Here is a 14,202-nt window from a genome sequence, read left to right on the forward strand (position 1 = left end):
GGTGCGGACACGGGCGGGCGGACAGTGTGGGGCGGGCCCGGTCGGCGGGGACGTCGCGGTTGCGCGTCCGCCGCGCCGACGGGCGGGTCGGCCGGAGCGGCCGGCCTCGATCGAGAGGCGGCGGCCCGGCGCCCCGGAGTTCTCGGCTTCCTCGGCCCGGCCGGGGGCCGGTGGGAAGTGCTGTGCCGGGTGGGCGGTGGTGCGGTGCCCGGCTGGACGGGCGGGTGGTGCGATGCCTGTCCGGACGGGCGGGTGGTGCGATGCCCTGTCGAACAGGCGGCGGTGGTGCTGTGCCGGGTGGGCGATGGTGCAGTGCCCGACCGATCGGTGATGCTCTGCCTGGCCGACCGGGCGGGTGATGCGGTGCCCGACCGAACAGGCGGTGGCGCGGTTCCCGACCGGTCGGGCGGTGGCGCGGTTCCCGACCGGTCGGGCGATGGTGCGGTTCCCGACCGGTCGGGCGATGGTGCGGTTCCCGACCGGAAGGGCGGTGATACCGCGCCCAGCCGAACAGGCGGTGATGCGATGCCCACCGAACGGGCCATGAAGCAGCGCCCGCCCGGTAGGGCTTGGTGCTGCCCGCCCCGAGGGACTTGGTGCGACGCCCGTCCGGAAAGGCTCGGTGCTGTCCGCCCGGAGGGACTTTGCGCGCCCGGAGCGGCGGGCGCCGCTTCGCGGCGCGGTCCCGGCAGCGTCGCCGGTTCAGGCGACGACGCCGTCCGGACGGCGCCGCGGTCTAGGCCGCGGCGGGCGTCTCGGCGACGGGCTGCGGCTCGGCCGGGCCCTCCGCGACGGGCTGCGGCGCGGCCGGGCCCTCCGCGACCGTGCCGCCGTCGCCGTCGCCGCTGCCCGTCGTCTCCGTGGGCGCGGCCGTGGGCTCGCCCGTCGGTGTCGGGTCGGTGGCCGGCGTGCTCGGCGGGTCGGCCGGTTTGGTCGGGGCCGGGTCGGTGGCTTTGCCGCCGGGCGCCGGGGTGGTCCGGGCCGTCGCGGTCGGCGAGGGCTTGGCGGACGTGCCGGGACGGTCGGGGCCGGCGGTGGCACCGGGTGCGGCGGCGCTGGGGCCGGGCGCGGGTGCCGTGGCCCCGCCGGTCGCCGGCGCGCTGCCCGGAGCGGTGACGCCGGTGTCCCCGGCCTCTCCGGGCGGTGCCGACTCGGCGGTCAGCGGCGGGCTGTCGACCTGCCCGGCCGGCGGGTTGTCGTCCTTGGTCGGCACGGGCAGCCAGGGGGCGTTGGAGTTGCCCGACAGCAGCGTGGCGACGATGACGACGGCGTAGACCCCGCAGGCCAGGGCGACGGCCATGCCGATACGACGGTAGCGGCGGCTGCGGCGGCCGGACTCGTCGACGAAGACGGGCCGGTCGGCGGCCTCGGCGCCCGGGCTCTCCTTCGCCTGGCGCAGGAAGCCTTCGCCGAGCTGCACGGCGTCGAGCTGGACCGTGACCTCGTGCGGATCGTGGGTCTGCCCGTCCGCATCGGGGTCGTGGCCGGACGGACCGGCCTCCTGCTCCTGCTCCGGCCAGGGGTCGCGGACCGCGGTCCGGCTCCCCGGTTCAGGGGCGCGCGAGTCGGCCTCGCCGTCGCTCTGGCGGGGAATGCCGCCCAGGATCTCCGTCCCGGCGGGCAGCCCGTGGCCGGTCGACCGGACATCACGGTCGGGAATGACCTGCGTCGCCGCTCTTCTGTCCCGGGCTCTGCCGTCCGACGGGAGCTCTCCGGTTGCCGTAGCGGCCTCGGGCCACTCGGGTTGGGCGTCTTCTCGCCACTCTTTCACGCGCACGCACTTCCCCCCACGGGATGGTTCAGGTGCGCTTGACGACCTGAGCACCCGCCGTCGGACCGGGCCCCCACCCGTCCGAACGCCCCCTCGTACCACACCGTGCTCAGGCGTCGAATGTAGCGCACGCGCAGGTTCTGTGTGGGCGCCGTGTCGAATCGTGTCAGCCGTGAGACGCCATCAAGACATTGTCTCCGGGCGGTGTCCAGGTGCCCGCGGGTCGGCGGAGCCACCCCATTTCCGCAGCCAGGCCGGTTGCGGCCCGGCGCAGCGCGTCGAACGCGGGGTGGGTCAGGCCCCTGCGCCACACCAGCGAAACGGGGGACAGCGGAACGGGGTCGACCAGCGGCCGCACCACCGTCGACGCAAGCGCGGGGAACCCCACGACGGCCAGGATCGGGTTGCGCGTTCTGGCCATGATCCGCTGGAACTCCTCCTCTCCTATGGCCAGCGGGGCGGGTGGCGCGATTTCGATGCCGCGTCCCTCGAAGAGCAGCCGCGCGAGGCCGGTCCACTCCGGCGTGCGCGGGTTGCCGGCGCCCGCGTAGACGCTCTCGCCGGCCAGCTCGGCGAGCGGCACGGACTCCCACGCGGCCAGCCGGTGGTCCTCGGGCAGGACGACCGCCATCGGCTCCAGGCGCACGGGCTGGTGGTCGAGCCCGGCCCGCAGCGCCGGGTCCAGCCCGGCGAACCGTCCGAACGACGCGTCCAGCCGGCCGGCCAGCAGTTCACCGGCGGCTCCGGTCAGGCCGCTCTCGTAGCGGGCCATCAGCTCGTGGTGAGGGGCGAGTTCCCGTGCCTCGTGCAGCACCCGGCGGGGTGTGACCAGGCCCGGGGAGTTGAGGTCGACCAGCAGCGGCCGGGCCTGGTGGAAGGCGGCGAGCAGCTCGTCCTGGGCGTGCAGCACCCGGCGGGCGTGCGGCAGCAGGCGTTCCCCGTCCGGGGTGAGCGTCACCTGCCGGGTGGTCCGTACGAACAGCTCGGCGCCCAACTCCCTTTCCAGCCGCCGCACATCGCGGCTGAGGGCCTGTTGAGCCACATGCATCCGCACTGCTGCCCGGGTGAAGTGCAGCTCCTCGGCCACGGTGACGAAGCCACGCAGCAGACGGGGATCGAGGTGGGCGGCCATGCGGTGAACCTACAGCGGCCGGGACCACCGAGGATCGGAGGATCAGGAGCCGGGCCTCTTCCCGGGCGTCTCTCCCTCGCCCGTCCGGACCTCCGTGGCGTACACGCCTGCCGCGCTCTTCCGGCCGTCCGCAGCGAGAGCCTGCCCCACCCGGTGCCGAGGTGCCGACCGCATCGGCGGCCTGGTGAGCGTGATCTGGCGGACGACCTGCTGGAAGCACGCCAGGGCGGCGAGGCCGGGCAGGGCGGCGGCCGCGGTGCCGAGGACCGTCCGGGGCGCCTGGACGACGCACAGCAGTACGGCGATGGAGGAGAAGACCAGCACCACGCACCAAGAATGCACGGCACGACGCTGGTGCAGCGCGGCCCGCAGGACGGACAGGGAACCCACCAGCCAGGGCCCGTACACCAGCAGGGGCCACCAGTGGCGCAGGCCCCTCGCCGCGGGGGACACGGCGACCAGGCGCAGGGGGTCGTAGGCGACCACGCCGCTCAGGAGGCTCACCGCCAGGCCGATGGCGGCCGCGAGGGCGGCGACGAGGAAGCTGGTGGTGCGGAGCACGCCCGGGGCCTTGCGGGTGCGGACCTTGCGGTGCCGCCGGGGGATGTCCCGCACGGGCGGGAGTTCTTCGGTGATGTCCTGGAGCCGCCGCATGTGGGTGTCCGGGGCGGGCGCGAGGACCGGGTCGGGGTCCGGGAGCCGGTCCTCGTCACGGGGGGCGGGGATCCTCGCCGCCTGCTCCCCGAGGGCCTCCTCGAGGATGAACGCCAGTTCCTCGGCGGGGTCCCAGGTCGGGTCCGGCGGGGTCAGCGGGGTGATGAAATCCCGGGCCGGAGCCCGGTGCCGGCCGGTGCCCTCTACCTTGTCGTACATGGCGCGCCCCGACTATTCCGCGAGCGCGAAAGCGGGCCAATCCGTCGCACTGATCCACCGTCGTGCGAGATCCTTTTCCAGCGCGCTCATGGCGTCGATGAAATCCCGCAGGACCGGCTCCGTCACCTGCAGCGCGACTGGGCAACCCCCTCTGGTGAGCGTCCCGTTGACGGTCGCCGACGAGTGCGCTGGAGCGGGAATGTAGGTGTACGGGCCGAGCGTTACCGCCCAGCCGTCTTTCCTGGTCGCCTCGGTCATGCCCGACTAACCGTCGCTCCACTTCGGCGGATGCGCGGCAAACGAGTGAAGGATTTTCGCGAATGAGCATCTTTTCCGTGCGTCATGAGGAGCATTAGGAATCTCCATATACCTGTATGAAGAACAGGGAGCGAACGTTTTCGCCATGCCCTTTTCGGCCACCCCCGCGTGATTCACAACCCAGGTGCGTGACTGTGGACGGAACAGGTGTTGGACCGCTCGATCACCCCCGGGCGACGGTGGGCGCATGCCGCAACCCTCCCCGTACCGCCGCCTGTTCCGAGCCCCTGGCGCCCGCGCCTTCACCGCCGGGAACCTGCTCGCGCGCCTGCCGATGGGCATGTTCAGCGTCAGCGCGGTCATGATGATCGCCGGAACCCGGGGCTCCTACGCCCTCGCCGGTGCCGTCACGGCGACGGGACTCGCGGCGACCGCCCTGGTGGCGCCGTGGACCGCCCGGCTCGTCGACCGGCACGGCCAGGGGCGGGTGGCCCTGCCCGCCACGGTGATCGCCGTCCTCGGCTCCCTCTCCCTGCTGCTGTGCGTACGCCACTACGCCCCCGACTGGACCCTGTTCGCCTCCTACGCCGCCACCGCCACGACCCCCAACACCGGCGGCATGTCCCGGGCCCGCTGGGCACACCTGCTGGCCGGCGACGCCAAGGCACTGCACACCGCCAACTCCTTCGAGCAGGCGGCGGACGAACTGTGCTTCATGCTGGGCCCGGTGCTCGCGGCCTTCCTGTGTACGACGTACTTCCCCGAGGCGGGCACCCTGGTGGGCGCGGCGCTGCTGCTGACCGGCATGGTCCTGTTCACGACCCAGCGCGCGACGGAGCCCCCGGTCCGCGCGCAGCTACCCGGAAAGGCGCCCCTGCGCGCCCCCGGCATCCCCCCGCTGCTCGCGGTCTGCCTGGCGATGGGCGGCATCTTCGGCGCGACGGAGGTCGTCACACTGGCGTTCGCCGACGCGCAGGGGCGGCAGCCGGCGGCCGGCATCGCGCTCGCGCTCCAGGCCGCGGGCTCCTGCCTGGCGGGCCTGCTGTACGGCACCGTGAAGCCCGCGGGTCCGGCCGCGGCCCGGCTGCCCCGGTGCGTGGCCGCGATGGCCGCGCTGCTGACCCTGCCGCTGCTGGCCGCGTCCCTGACCGGCTCGCTCCCGCTGCTGGCGGCCGCGCTGCTGGTCGCCGGGATGGCGACGGCCCCGACGATGGTGACCACCATGACGCTGGTCCAGGAGCGCACCCCCGAGGGCCGGCTGAACGAGGGCATGACCCTCGCCGTGACCGGCCTGCTCGGCGGCATCGCCTGCGGCAGCGCGATCGGCGGCTGGACGGTCGAGCGCCTCTCGCCGACGGCGGGCTATGTGGTCCCGGTGACGGCGGCGGCCGTGGCCCTCGCGTTGTCCTTGCGCAGTCCTTCGAATCGCTTCACCGATTGCCTCGCATCCCATTGACGCCCTCACGCACCCCACATACGTTCGAGCGTCGAAGCGCTTCGACTTCGTGCGCCGGGAGAGTGTCGTGCGCCGGGAGAGTAGCCCGTCGGTACTGATCGGTGTCCCGGCGCAGACGTACGGCCTGACCTGCGTCGACCTCGATATCCAGGCGGCGGGTGAGGCTGCGTGGACCATCTGGCGGGGCGCGGCCACCGCACGGTCGCCCTGGTGGGCTCGCCCCCCGAGGTCTACCTCCGCAGAACGGCCTACGCCCACCACCTCATGCACGGCTTCACCTCGGCCGCCACCCGTCACGGCCTGGCCTCGTCCGTCCACCCGGGCGGCCCCGCCCCCGCCGCGGCACCGCGACTCGCCGAGCGGCTGACGCGCACCCCGCCCTCACGGCCGTGGTCGTCCACAACGAGCCGCTCCAGGCCCCCTTGAAGAATGAGAGAGCACATCACGCCGAAAGGCATGACAGAGGCCCCGTCGCTCGAAAGCGGCGGGGCCTTTGCCCACATGGGATGAGTGGAGATGGCGGGAATCGAACCCGCGTCCAACGGTGCAGAAACAGGGCTTCTCCGTGTGCAGTTCGCTGCGATTTTCTCGGCCCCGGCGATCACGCGAACAAGTCGCCGACGGGCCCAGTCACTGTTTGATTTCCCATCGAGCCCCGTGACCAGGCTCGATGGTTTAGTTCCCTAGATTATGCCAGGATCCGGGCCGGGAACACTCCCGGGCTGACACCCATTTAGGGTCCTTCAGTCACTGCTTATCAGGCGGCGAGGGCGAAGGACTGGGAATCGCGCTTGGTGTTGGCGATTATTTTTTGCGACATATGGTTTACGAGATCATTGCCGCTTCCTCGACACGCTTCCCCTGCTTCGACATCCGCTGTCGAAACCGATCATCCCCATGTTGTGTTGACAATCCCTCCGGAGAGGGGCGCGCACCCGCTGTGGGGTGCAGTGACCATCGTACGGGACCAACGCGGGTCGGTGCCAGCGTATTCCCTAGGCCCCGCGCTGCTTGCGCCGCACCGCCGCGATCGCGCGGTCGGTCTCCCTGCGGTCCTGCTTCTCACGGAGCGTCTGGCGCTTGTCGTACTCCTTCTTGCCCTTCGCCAGCGCGATCTCGACCTTGGCCCGGCCGTCCTTGAAGTACAGCGCGAGGGGCACGATGGTGTGGCCCGTGTCACCCGACTTCGACTCCAGCTTGTCGATCTCGGCGCGGTGCAGCAGCAGCTTCCGCTTGCGCCGGGCGCTGTGGTTGGTCCAGGTGCCCTGGCTGTACTCCGGCACGTGCACGTTGTGCAGCCAGGCCTCGTTCCCGTCCAGCTGCACGAAGCCGTCGACCAGCGACGCCCGTCCCTGGCGCAGGGACTTCACCTCGGTCCCGGTGAGGACCAGGCCGGCCTCGTAGGTGTCGATGATGAGGTAGTCGTGCCGCGCCTTCTTGTTCTGCGCGATCAGCTTGCGCCCTTTTTCCTTAGCCATAGTGCAGCCATTTTCGCACTACGGAGGGGCCCGGCGGAAAGTCGATTACGAGGGGCCCGCGAGGCCGCGCAGCACGGTCCCGGCCCGCTGGAGGGCGTCCTCGCCGGTCTCCAGGTCGGGCGTGATGCCCCGGCCGTCGACGCCGCGGCCGGAGGGGGTGCGGTAGTGCCCGACGGTCAGCTCCGCCACGGAGCCGTCGGGCAGCCGGCTCGGCATCTGGACCGAGCCCTTGCCGAAGGTGCGGGAGCCCACGACGAGCGCCCGTCCACGGTCCTGCACGGCGCCGGTGAGGAGCTCGGCCGCGCTCATCGTCCCGCCGTCGACGACCGCGACCAGGGGTCTCGTGGTGTCCCCGCCGGACTCGGCGTGCAGGGCGCGCTGCTCGCCCTCGACGTCGTAGGTGGCGACCAGGCCGCCGTCGAGGAAGGCGGAGGCGGCGGTCACGGCCTCGGTGACCAGGCCGCCGGAGTTACCGCGCAGGTCCAGGACGATCCCGGCGCCGGGCGGGGTCCGCCGGACGGCTTCGCGGACCTGGTGGCCGGAGCCCTTGGTGAAGGTGGCGACCTTGATGACGGTCACCCGGTCGGCGAGCTCCCGGACGGTGACGGAGTCCGTGGACAGCTGGGCGCGGCGCAGCGTTTCGGTCCACACGCGGGTGCCGCGCTCCAGGCCGAGGCGGACGGCGGTGCCCACGGGGGCGTCGGTGGCGTCCCCGCGCAGTAAGGAGACGACCTCCGTGACGGGACGGCCGTCGGTCTTCTCGCCGTCCACGCTGCGCAGCAGGTCTCCGGGGCGGATCCCGGCGGTGGCGGCGGGCGAGCCGGCGCGCACCTTCGTCACCTCGATACGGCCGTTCCGATCGCTGCGGGCCCACAGTCCGACGCCGGTGTACTGGCCGTCGAGGGACTCCTCGAACTCCTCGTACTCACCCTGCGAGTAGACGGCGCCCCAGCGGTCCCCGCTGCGGCTGACGGCGCGCTTGGCGGCCTGGATCGGGGACTTGCCGTCGGCCATGGCCTCCTCGGCGGCCCGGGCGACATCCGCGTGGTGCCCGGCCGGTCCGGCCGAACGGGCCTCGTCCCGGGCGGACTTCCCCTCGCCCAGCGGCAACGCCCCCGTGGCCGCACCGGCGACGAGCACGCTCGTGAACACCAACGTCAGGGCGGCCCCACGGCGGATGCGACGGGGCTGACAGAACGGGTCACGACCTGACATGCCGGTGAGTCTAGGACAAGCGGAAGGGCCGTACGGCCGGTTGACCGCACGGCCCCTCTTGGCATGCGTCACACCTTCAAGTACTTGCGCAGCGCGAAGAACGCGGCCAACGCGGGCATCAGAAGGCTCGTCGCGAGGATGAGCGGCAGATACTTCAGCACCGCGTCCCAGCCGATGAAGTTGATCAGTGTCAGCTGGTCGGCCAGGGCCAGTCCGTGGTCGATGAGGAAGTACCGGGCGATCAGCAGGAAGCCGCACGCGAGGGTGCCGCCGATGAGCCCGGCGACCGCGGCCTCCATGATGAACGGCGCCTGGATGTAGAAGCCGGAGGCGCCGACCAGCCGCATGATGCCGGTCTCACGCCGGCGGCTGAACGCCGAGACGCGCACGGTGTTGACGATCAGCATCAGCGCGACGACCAGCATCAGCGCCATCACCGCGCGGGCGGCCCAGTTCATGCCGTTCAGCAGCTTGAAGAGGTTGTCCAGGATGCCCTTCTGGTCCTGCACGGACTGCACGCCGTCCCGGCCGTTGAAGGCGGTGGCGATGACCTGGTACTTCTCCGGGTCCTTCAGCTTGATGCGGTACGACTCCTGCATCTGGTCCGGCGTGAGGGAGCTGGCGAGCGGGGAGTCGCCGAACTGCTCCTTGTAGTGCTTGTACGCCTGGTCCTGCGACTCGTACGTGACCGCCTGGACGACGTCCATCTTGTCGAGGTCGGCCTTGATCTGCGACTTCTGGTCGTCGGTCACCGCGCCCTTGGCGCAGTTGGGGTCGGACTCGGCGTCGCTCTTGTTGCAGAGGAAGATCGAGACGTTGACCTTGTCGTACCAGTAGCCCTTCATGGTGCTGACCTGGTCGCTCATCAGGAGCGACCCGCCGAACAGGGCGAGCGACAGGGCGACGGAGACGACGACGGCGAAGGTCATCGTCAGGTTGCGGCGGAGACCGACACCGATCTCCGACAGGACGAACTGGGCGCGCATGGCGACTGGTTATGCCTTTCCGTGGATCTCGGGTGCGGTATCAGTGCTGGTAGCCGTAGACACCGCGGGCCTGGTCGCGGACGAGGCGGCCCTTCTCCAGTTCGATGACGCGCTTGCGCATCTGGTCCACGATGTTCTGGTCGTGCGTGGCCATCACCACGGTGGTGCCCGTCCGGTTGATGCGGTCGAGCAGCTTCATGATGCCGACGGAGGTCTGCGGGTCGAGGTTGCCGGTGGGCTCGTCGGCGATGAGCAGCTTGGGCCGGTTGACGAAGGCCCGTGCGATGGCGACGCGCTGCTGTTCACCACCGGACAGCTCGCCGGGCATCCGGTCCTCCTTGCCGCCGAGCCCGACGAGGTCGAGCACCTGCGGCACGGACTTGCGGATCTCGCCGCGGGACTTGCCGATGACCTCCTGCGCGAAGGCGACGTTCTCGCCGACCGTCTTGTTCGGCAGCAGGCGGAAGTCCTGGAAGACCGTCCCCAGCTGGCGCCGCATCTGCGGGACCTTCCAGTTGGAGAGGCGGGCGAGGTCCTTGCCCAGAACGTGCACCTGACCGTGGCTGCACCGCTCCTCGCGGAGGATCAGCCGCAGGAAGGTGGACTTTCCGGAGCCGGAGGACCCCACGAGGAAGACGAACTCGCCCTTCTCGACCTCCAGGGAGACATCCCTGAGGGCGGGGCGGGTCTGCTTGGGATAGACCTTGGAGACATTGTCGAATCGGATCACGGATGCACCACGGGTCGCCGGGGGTAGATGAGCGTGACCATACGCGACCCGGGTGGGGCATCGCAGTCACCGACCGTGGTTGCGCCATGGATGTGCCGTTTTATACCGAGCCCCGAGGGGGCGCGGGGGACTGTGCGTACAACCACAGAAAATGCGCAGCCGCGCGACGGCCGTCGGAACCTGGCAAAGTGGAGGGGGGAACATTCCCACCCCCACGGACGTTGGACACGTGGAACCGGCGCAAGGAGGGCAAGCGCATGACGTACGACCGGCTGGTGTGCGCGAACTGCGCGTCCCCCGTGAACGAGGGCCGGTGCCCCGTGTGCCGGGCGAACCGCGAGCGGCTGCAGCAGGAGAACTTCCTCGCGGGTCTGAACCCTATGACCCTGATCGCACTGCTGACGGTGCTGATCGCGGCGGTGGCCCTGCTGGCGCACCAGACCGTGTAACGGCGTAGGCAGCCGCCTCCCCCAGACATGGCCGAGGGCCCGGAGCGAATCGCTCCGGGCCCTCGGTGTTGCGCTGTGCTCACGGTCCGTGTGACCACGGTCCGTGCGGACGCGGCTGCCGTCAGGCGGCAGCCCCGCCGCGGCCGCCCACGAGGCGCGGCAGCAGACGGAAGCCGACACCGCCGGCGATCATCGTGGCGGCGCCGATCACCAGGAAGGTGGTCTGCGCGGCACCGGTCTCGGCGAGCTCCTCGCCGTTGCCCTGGGCCTGGGCCTGCGGGCCCGGGGTGGAGTCCGAGCCGATCTCGGTGAGGGCGGAGGAGCCCTCCTCCTGCGGCGAGGTGCCGCCGTCGGGGTCGGCGTTGTTGCCGCCGCCGTTGTTGCCACCGTTGCCGTTGCCGTTGCCGCCACCGTTGCCGTTGCCGCCGCCGTTCCCGTTGCCCGGGTTCGTCGGGGCGTCGGTCGGGTCCTCGGTCGGCTCGGTGGGCTCGTCCGTGGGCTCGGTCGGCTCGTCGGTGGGCTCCTCGGTCGACGGCGGGTCCGTCGGGAGGTCCGTGGGCGGGTCCGTCGGGAGCTCGGTCGGCGGGTCGGTCGGCGTCGGGGACGGCGACTCGTCGGCGCACAGGATGCCGAGCAGGCAGTCGTCGGCCGGCGCGGCGGATGCGGCACCGGCGGCGGTCAGCGAGGCACCGGCGGCGATCACGGCGCCGGCGGCTATCCGCGCGACACGGATCCGCGTCTTCTTCGTCATGTGGTTGCTACCCCCAGTAGCTCATCGTCATTAGGCAGCGCTCAGGGCTGTGCTCGACGGGAACGGCTGCGAGTGAAAAGGTCCCCGGTTCACATGCGCCCCAGAGACACGCATGCCGCGCTTTACCCTTCCCATTTTTCAAGAGCACGTCAAGGTCGTTTGCGGCCGCCTTGTCCAACTGCGGGAGCTATGCCGGGAGTCTGAGCCTGTGAGTGTGATGTAAAACCCGGACATCCGAGCGCAGAAAAGGCAACTACCGCCCCGTGGGCGGCAGTTGCCTTGTCGACAAACTTACTTCTCCTGCTGCTTGCGCCAGCGAATTCCGGCCTCGAGGAACCCGTCGATCTCGCCGTTGAACACGGCCTCGGGGTTGCCGACCTCGAACTCGGTGCGCAGGTCCTTGACCATCTGGTACGGGTGCAGGACGTAGGAACGCATCTGGTTGCCCCAGGAGCTCCCGCCGTCCTTGAGGGCGTCCATCTTGGCGCGCTCCTCCTGACGCTGCCGCTCCAGCAGCTTCGCCTGGAGCACGTTCATGGCAGTCGCCTTGTTCTGGATCTGCGACCGCTCGTTCTGGCAGGAGACGACGATGCCGGTGGGCAGGTGGGTCAGGCGCACCGCGGAGTCGGTGGTGTTGACGCCCTGGCCGCCGGGGCCGGACGAGCGGTACACGTCCACCCGCAGCTCGGACTCGTCGATCTCGATGTGGTCGGTCTGCTCGACCACGGGGAGGATCTCCACGCCCGCAAAGGAGGTCTGGCGGCGCCCCTGGTTGTCGAAGGGCGAGATGCGCACGAGGCGGTGCGTGCCCTGCTCGACGGAGAGGGTGCCGTAGGCATAGGGGACCTGCACGGCGAAGGTGGTCGACTTGATGCCGGCCTCCTCCGCGTAGGAGGTCTCGTAGATCTCGGTCTTGTAGCCGCGCTGCTCGGCCCAGCGCAGGTACATGCGCTGGAGCTTCTCGGCGAAGTCGGCGGCGTCGACGCCGCCGGCCTCGGCACGGATGTTCACCAGCGCCTCACGGGAGTCGTACTCACCGGAGAGGAGGGTGCGGACCTCCATCTCGTCCAGCGCCTTCTTCACGGCGGTGAGCTCGGTCTCGGCCTCGGCACGGGTGTCCGGGTCGTCCTCCTCCTCGGCCATCTCGAAGAGAACGCCCAGGTCGTCGATGCGACCGCGCAGGGCCTCGGCCTTGCGCACCTCCGCCTGGAGGTGGGACAGCTTGCTGGTGATCTTCTGCGCCTCATCGGGGTTGTCCCAGAGGGACGGCGCGGCCGCCTGCTCCTCGAGCACGGCGATGTCTGCCCTCATCTTGTCGAGGTCCAGAACGGCCTCGATCGACTCCATGGTCGAGGAGAGGGACTTGAGCTCTTCGGATACGTCGACGACTGCCACGCCCTCCAGCGTAACGGCTCCGCCCGGCGGCCATCGCCGGGCGGCCGGAGCGGGCGGCTCAGGGGGTCTGCGGGGCGGAGTTCTTCGTGTCCTGGGGAGGTGCGCCGCCGTCGTCGTCGGACGTGGACAGCCAGGCGCCGACGCCGATCGCCGCCGTGAGGGCGATCGCGCCCGCTCCGAGGGCCACCCGGCGGCGCCGGGCCGCGGCGCGGTTGCGGGCCGAGCCGGGGCGGGGGGTGCCCGCGGTGCGCGGGGCCCGGGCCGTGCCGTGGGCGCCGCCGGCCAGCTCGTCGGGTGCGGGGACGCGCATCGAGGTGTGGGTGTCGCGGTTGGAGTCGGCCGGCTTCGCGCCCGGCACCAGGGGGACCGCGCCCCGCCGCCGGACCCGCTCCCCGGTCGGCGCCGGTCCGGCGGGCTGCTCCTCGCGGTCGGCCTCGTCCGCGGGCTCGGTGTCCGGCTCGTCGACCTCCAGCGGGGGCATGCCCGCCAGCATCGGCAGCAGCTCCCGCAGCCGGGCTCCGAGCTCGGAGGCGCGCAGCCGCGAGGCCGGGGCCTTGGCCAGGCACTGCACCAGCAGCTGCCACAGCTCGTCGGGGATGCCGGGCAGCGGGACGACCGTCTCCGTGACGTGCCGGCGCAGGACCGCGCCCGGGTGGCCGCCGCCGAAGGGGGTGAAGCCCGCCAGCAGCTCGTAGAGGACGGTGGCGAGTGCGTAGATGTCGACGGACGCGCGCGGGGGCAGGCCCTCGACGATCTCCGGGGCGAGGTAGTCCGGAGTGCCGATGATCTTCGTGGCCTTGGTGCGGCGCGGGGTGTCGATGAGCTTGGCCACGCCGAAGTCGGTCAGCAGCGCGCGGTGGGAGCCGCCGGGGCCGAGCGGGCCCTGCATGTCCAGGAGCACGTTCTCCGGCTTGACGTCCCGGTGCACGACGCCCGCGGCGTGCGCGGCGGCCAGACCGTCGGCGATGTCGGCCGCGATGGCGACGGCCGCCTCGGGGGCCAGGCGCCGGTCCCGGTCCAGCCGGGTGCGCAGGTCCGTGCCGCGGACGAGGTCCATCACGAGCGCCAGGTCGTTGCCGTCGACGACCAGGTCCCGCACGGACACGACGTGCGGGTGCTCCAGGCCGAGCAGGGCCGTGCGCTCCTGGACGAAGCGGCCGACGAGTTCCTCGTCGGACGCGAGGTCCTCGCGCAGCAGCTTGATGGCGACGGGACCTTCGGGGCCCTCGCCCAGCCACACCGTGCCGGCGCTGCCCCGCCCGAGGATCTGGTGGGCGGTGTACCGGCTGCCGATCTTCCGTGCCAAGGCTGCTCCTACCGACGCGTGTTGTCGCTAAAACTACGCGTCCGGAGAGCCAACCTTCACCGTAGAGGCGGAAATCACCCGCCGGATGTCGACAAATCACCAACCCCGTGGGGCGGTTCCGGTCAGTTCGTGCCGGAACTGCTCCCGCCGAGCTTCTCGAACCAGCCGGTCACGGTGGAGAACCAGTCGGTGAGCTGGTCCCAGTAGCCCTTGGTGGTGCCGATCCACTCCTGCAGCGGGCTCAGTTCCCAGATCAGCCAGCCCGCGACGAACAGGATGACGATCGTGAACAGGCAGCCCTTCAGGCAGCCGAGCCCGGGGATCCGCATCGGGTTGGCACTGCGCTGGCGCGGCTGCCGGGGCTCGCGCTGGGGCCGCTGCGGCTGCTGGGGCTGGGCCGGG

13 protein-coding genes, 1 other RNA gene and 2 pseudogenes are annotated in these 14,202 nt (G+C 71.4%); 3 read left to right on the top strand and 13 right to left on the bottom strand.

Going from position 1 to position 14,202, the window contains the following annotated elements; translation table 11 throughout:
- Positions 1-736: 736 nt before the first annotated feature.
- From K4G64_RS33285 to K4G64_RS33300, 4 genes are all read right to left on the bottom strand, one after another.
- A complete protein-coding gene (locus tag K4G64_RS33285; protein WP_308122557.1) occupies positions 737-1,777 on the bottom strand; it encodes a hypothetical protein in 1,041 nt (346 codons plus the stop codon).
- A 160-nt stretch (positions 1,778-1,937) separates the two neighbouring features.
- Positions 1,938-2,903 (bottom strand): LysR family transcriptional regulator, encoded by a 966-nt coding sequence (locus K4G64_RS33290; RefSeq protein WP_221759653.1) that lies wholly within the window; start codon positions 2,901-2,903, stop codon positions 1,938-1,940.
- Positions 2,904-2,945: 42 nt separating this feature from the next.
- Complete coding sequence (locus tag K4G64_RS33295; RefSeq protein ID WP_260461322.1) at positions 2,946-3,776, bottom strand: hypothetical protein; 831 nt, start codon at positions 3,774-3,776, stop codon at positions 2,946-2,948.
- 12 nt (positions 3,777-3,788) lie between these two features.
- Positions 3,789-4,034 carry a hypothetical protein gene (locus K4G64_RS33300; RefSeq protein ID WP_184910536.1) on the bottom strand — a complete coding sequence of 82 codons (246 nt, stop codon included), beginning with the start codon at positions 4,032-4,034 and terminating at the stop codon, positions 3,789-3,791.
- 184 nt (positions 4,035-4,218) lie between these two features.
- Between K4G64_RS33300 and K4G64_RS33305 the strand changes: the two genes are divergently transcribed.
- Positions 4,219-5,490 (top strand): MFS transporter, encoded by a 1,272-nt coding sequence (locus K4G64_RS33305; protein WP_374206473.1) that lies wholly within the window; start codon positions 4,219-4,221, stop codon positions 5,488-5,490.
- Positions 5,491-5,569: 79 nt separating this feature from the next.
- A pseudogene (locus K4G64_RS33310) lies at positions 5,570-5,915 on the top strand (substrate-binding domain-containing protein); the annotation flags it as partial.
- A gap of 83 nt (positions 5,916-5,998) precedes the next feature.
- Here K4G64_RS33310 and ssrA read toward each other — a convergent pair.
- From ssrA to ftsE, 5 genes are all read right to left on the bottom strand, one after another.
- Positions 5,999-6,387: a transfer-messenger RNA gene (gene ssrA / locus K4G64_RS33315) on the bottom strand.
- A gap of 98 nt (positions 6,388-6,485) precedes the next feature.
- Entirely contained in the window at positions 6,486-6,968 is a 483-nt protein-coding gene (gene smpB, locus K4G64_RS33320; RefSeq protein ID WP_221759655.1) for an SsrA-binding protein SmpB, read from the bottom strand.
- Positions 6,969-7,013: 45 nt separating this feature from the next.
- Positions 7,014-8,183 carry a S41 family peptidase gene (locus K4G64_RS33325; protein ID WP_221759656.1) on the bottom strand — a complete coding sequence of 390 codons (1,170 nt, stop codon included), beginning with the start codon at positions 8,181-8,183 and terminating at the stop codon, positions 7,014-7,016.
- A 68-nt stretch (positions 8,184-8,251) separates the two neighbouring features.
- The gene (gene ftsX / locus K4G64_RS33330; protein WP_221759657.1) at positions 8,252-9,169 is read right to left on the bottom strand and encodes a permease-like cell division protein FtsX; all 918 of its coding nucleotides are present in this window, start codon (positions 9,167-9,169) and stop codon (positions 8,252-8,254) included.
- Positions 9,170-9,209: 40 nt separating this feature from the next.
- Positions 9,210-9,899 (bottom strand): cell division ATP-binding protein FtsE, encoded by a 690-nt coding sequence (gene ftsE / locus K4G64_RS33335; RefSeq protein ID WP_003990615.1) that lies wholly within the window; start codon positions 9,897-9,899, stop codon positions 9,210-9,212.
- A 257-nt stretch (positions 9,900-10,156) separates the two neighbouring features.
- Here ftsE and K4G64_RS33340 point away from each other — a divergent pair, with 257 nt between their 5' ends.
- Positions 10,157-10,348 (top strand): hypothetical protein, encoded by a 192-nt coding sequence (locus K4G64_RS33340; protein WP_221759658.1) that lies wholly within the window; start codon positions 10,157-10,159, stop codon positions 10,346-10,348.
- Between the two features lie 121 nt (positions 10,349-10,469).
- Here K4G64_RS33340 and K4G64_RS33345 read toward each other — a convergent pair whose 3' ends face one another.
- The 4 genes and pseudogenes from K4G64_RS33345 to K4G64_RS33360 all read right to left on the bottom strand — a co-directional run.
- A complete protein-coding gene (locus K4G64_RS33345; RefSeq protein ID WP_221759659.1) occupies positions 10,470-11,099 on the bottom strand; it encodes an LPXTG cell wall anchor domain-containing protein in 630 nt (209 codons plus the stop codon).
- 291 nt (positions 11,100-11,390) lie between these two features.
- On the bottom strand, positions 11,391-12,494 hold the full coding sequence (gene prfB / locus K4G64_RS33350; protein WP_221759660.1) for a peptide chain release factor 2: 1,104 nt from the start codon (positions 12,492-12,494) through the stop codon (positions 11,391-11,393).
- A gap of 58 nt (positions 12,495-12,552) precedes the next feature.
- On the bottom strand, positions 12,553-13,800 hold the full coding sequence (locus K4G64_RS33355; protein WP_221759661.1) for a serine/threonine-protein kinase: 1,248 nt from the start codon (positions 13,798-13,800) through the stop codon (positions 12,553-12,555).
- Positions 13,801-13,922: 122 nt separating this feature from the next.
- Positions 13,923-14,202, bottom strand: a pseudogene (locus tag K4G64_RS33360) (serine/threonine protein kinase); the annotation flags it as partial.

The organism is Streptomyces sp. WAC04114 (assembly GCF_019733245.1).
GTDB classification, from domain to species: Bacteria; Actinomycetota; Actinomycetes; order Streptomycetales; family Streptomycetaceae; genus Streptomyces; species Streptomyces massasporeus_A.